Source organism: Psychrobacter sp. CAL346-MNA-CIBAN-0220, from assembly GCF_040309805.1.
GTDB lineage: Bacteria > Pseudomonadota > Gammaproteobacteria > Pseudomonadales > Moraxellaceae > Psychrobacter.
On record NZ_JBEOPF010000431.1, the window covers coordinates 1 to 260 of the forward strand.

Annotated in this window: 1 pseudogene; it reads left to right on the forward strand. The window is 40.8% G+C overall.

What is annotated here, in order from left to right:
- Positions 1-260: pseudogene (glmM, locus tag AAEY88_RS14255) on the forward strand (phosphoglucosamine mutase); the annotation flags it as partial.

Genomic DNA, 260 nt, shown 5'->3' on the forward strand with positions numbered 1-260 from the left:
GTTGCTTATTTAGCGCAAACGTTTCGCGCTGAAGCGGGGATAGTGATCAGCGCATCACATAATCCTTATTATGATAACGGCATTAAGTTTTTCAATGGCCAAGGTTTAAAGTTAGATGATGAGGTAGAGCTACAAATTGAAGCTATGCTTGACGAGCCTATGACCTGTGTTGCTTCTGACAAGTTAGGTAAAGCAACACGTTTATCTAGCGCTGATGGCCGTTATATTGAATTTTGTAAAAGCCAGTTTCCACAAGGATT